Below are 427 nucleotides of genomic sequence, written 5' to 3'. Positions count from 1 at the left end.
ACCTTGAATGCCGCCCGATCGATTCGTGACGGTGCGGGTTTCGCCCTGCTCGTCCAGATAAAACTCGTCGTTATGCTCGATTCCCGTCAGCAGCGTTCCCGCAAAACCTGACCCAATCTCAAAACCTTTGCTCGCCGGAAGCGACATCAAGGCTTTCGCAAGGTCGGCTTCAAGCTTGTCAAACACGGGTTCACCCAATCCTTTCGGAACTCGCCGCGCTACGCATTCGACCACACCGCCCACCGAATCGCCCGATCGCCCAATTTGCTCGATCAGCTCAATCATCTGATCGGCGCGCTCGGCATCCGGGCACCGCACAATGTTACTTTCCACCTGTTCAAGCGTGACGGTGTTGGCGTCGATCGCCGCTTCAAGATGCTGGATGCGCTGTACGTAGCCGATAATTTCGACATTCGCAACCTGACGC

Annotated in this window: 1 protein-coding gene; it reads right to left on the bottom strand. The window is 56.7% G+C overall.

Annotation, left to right across the window (positions count from 1 at the left end):
- On the bottom strand, nt 1-427 hold a 427-nt coding region (locus tag D7V97_RS43775), incomplete at both ends, for a chorismate synthase (protein WP_120616320.1).

Origin of the sequence: Corallococcus sp. CA053C, assembly GCF_003611675.1 — a bacterium.
GTDB lineage: Bacteria > Myxococcota > Myxococcia > Myxococcales > Myxococcaceae > Corallococcus.
This window is presented reverse-complemented; position numbering and strand designations above follow the sequence as displayed.